This is a genomic window from Pontimonas sp. (genome assembly GCF_031581085.1).
Classification (GTDB): domain Bacteria; phylum Actinomycetota; class Actinomycetes; order Actinomycetales; family Microbacteriaceae; genus Pontimonas.
In genome coordinates, this window is sequence record NZ_JAVLBO010000050.1 from 1 (window position 1) to 2,506 (window position 2,506).

Annotated in this window: 1 protein-coding gene and 1 pseudogene; one reads left to right on the forward strand and one right to left on the reverse strand. The window is 54.3% G+C overall.

Annotated elements, in window-relative coordinates:
* Nucleotides 1-406: pseudogene (locus tag RI518_RS07690) on the reverse strand (hypothetical protein); the annotation flags it as partial.
* A 176-nt stretch (nucleotides 407-582) separates the two neighbouring features.
* Here RI518_RS07690 and RI518_RS07695 point away from each other — a divergent pair.
* A protein-coding gene (locus tag RI518_RS07695) for an IS3 family transposase (protein ID WP_310689797.1) occupies nucleotides 583-1,691 on the forward strand; the annotation gives its coding sequence in 2 pieces (ribosomal slippage) (nucleotides 583-853 and nucleotides 853-1,691; 1,110 coding nt in all).
* Nucleotides 1,692-2,506: the final 815 nt, after the last annotated feature.

Genomic DNA, 2,506 nt, shown 5'->3' on the forward strand with positions numbered 1-2,506 from the left:
CTCGTTCCAAGCCAATGCGATTTAATTTCCTCCGAATTACGGGGTTCGGGGACACTGTGATGTGGTCGACACCAAGATTCTTTATGTTCTCTATATTTCTTTGCCCGACGGGTGTGAGATCACAGGTCGTTGCTGTCACCGCTAGAGGGTTCGCGCCAAGATCAAGCAATTTCAATACTTGGTAGGTGCTGTCTTTTCCACCCGATACCGGTACAACACAGTCATAAGCGCTTTGGCTGAACTCTCGGCTGTTGCTCAAAATCTTGACAAACTCTGCCTCCCGGCTCTTCCAGTCGATTGTTGCCCGAGCCCGAAAATTTGAGCAAGCGCTGCATCGGCCACTCTCATCGAACTGAAGGTCTGGCTTAGTGTCCGGCAGAACACATTCGACGCAAAAAATCATCACACTCCCTACCGCAGAATTTGGCTTGCTTGCCGTCCCCTACATTATCTCGGGATGGTCAAGGCCGTCGCACTGAACAAGATCCACGGAATGCGATGACGTGACCCCATTTTTTAGGTCCGAAAGTTATGAGAGTCGTCTTGCAGCCAGCGTCAGCTGGCAGGAAGACTGTGAACATCATGACCAAGAGAAAGAAGCGGCATTCGCCGGAGCAAATCGTTCGGAAAATCCAGGACGCTGATCGCATCCTCGCCCAGGGTGGTGACGTTGCTGCCGTGTTGAAAGAGCTGAATGTCACTGAGGCGACGTATTACCGGTGGCGAAACCATTACGGCGGCCTGAAAGCTGAAGACGCGAAGAAACTCAAACAGCTCGAGAAACAGAACCTTCAGTTGAAGAAACTGCTCGCTGAGGCAGAACTCGAGAAGGCTGTCCTCAAGGAGTTGGCTGAGGTGGTCGTCTAGGCCCGACCAGTCGACGTCGGGCCGTGATTCACGTCATCAACAGGTGTGATGTCAGTGAGCGGCTCGCCTGTCGACTTGTCGGGCTCTCCCGGTCCGCATTCCGCCGCCCACTCCAGGCTGACACTCCTGATGACCCTGACCTCGCGTTGCGGGCGTGGTTGCGTGACTATGCCCGCCAGCATCCCCGGTGGGGATACCGGAGGGCATATGTCGATGCCAGAAACGACGGCTGGCAGGTCAACCACAAGAAGATTCAACGCCTCTGGCGCGAAGAAGGCTTGCGTGTGTTCGTGAAACGCCGCCGGAAACGAGTCGGTGTGTCAACAGTGCCCGCAGTGGTCGCAAAAAGCGCGGGTGACGTGTGGTCAATCGACTTCCAGTTTGATTCGACCATCACGGCTAAACCCGTGAAGATCCTCTCCATCGTGGATGAACACACCAGGGAATGCTTGGGCGGCATCGTCGACTACTCGATTACCGGTCTTGACCTTGCCGAACAGCTCGACGTCTTAGCCATCGACCGTGGCACGCCCAGAGCCCTGCGGATGGATAACGGGCCAGAGCTCATCAGCAACGCCGTTGCCCAATGGGCTAGTGAAACCCAGCGAGTGTTTATCCCACCAGGGCAACCCTGGCGAAACGGGTTCATTGAGTCCTTCAACGGGAAACTGCGAGACGAATGCCTCAGTATCAACCAGTTCTACTCCCTCAACCACGCCAAAGGCATCATCGGGCTCTGGAAGGAGGAATACAACACCATCCGGCCGCACTCATCGCTCGGCTATTCAACCCCAAGCGTTTATGCTGGCCAATGCACCCACTAGAAACCAGTGACGACTCTCGAAGCCACTGGACCTAAAACAGGGGGCAGGTCACGGGAGCTGTGGAGAAGCGCTTTGGGTTCTCAGCGAGGCACATTGGCCCATGGCCCCTTGGCATATTACTGCCGCATGTATTTCTTGGGAGGCCACTCTAGCTCCAGACCCTCACGCGATTGTTCCTTTCGACTATCCGTGGGAGGATGAAGACCTTCGTTCAGCCGATTATGGGTTTCTGGAACGAAAATATGATGACATATCGACTCGTTTAGCTTCTGCGCTAAACGAAGTCCACGGGTTATCCCTGAGCACTCGCGAGTGGGAAGTAGCCTTCGGAGCTTGGCTGGGGATTTCGCTCAGTGTCATCCTTGATAGGTACAGGCTCATTGAGGCCGTTAGGAATGCTGCGCATGGATCTATTTGCGTGCCTGGGGATCCCTCGAAGTTTCGGTCCCCTCTGACCACCAAAGAGTTGGCCGTCTGTGCTTTGCGGGACGACGAATGGAACGCGAACTTCATCGCTTTGTTGCTGAGCAAACTCGGCGTCAATGCGAGGGAAAGAGAGGATCCACCTAAAAAAGAGAAAACCCGGTCGGAATCTGCCGCACAGGGTTTTCGGGGTTCCGTTACGGTTACGTCGAGATTCGGATCAGCTATTCGTCAAATCCGTGTCGGCGGAAAGGACAGCATAGAAAGGGCTGTATTCTTTTTAGCTCAGTTTAGAAGGAGGAAATCGGTCCAGAGTCCAGTATATTACGAGTAGGGTCTACCTATTCGCGCCTTAACTTCCCATATCTGGAATTTTCCGGGAGTGCGACCTC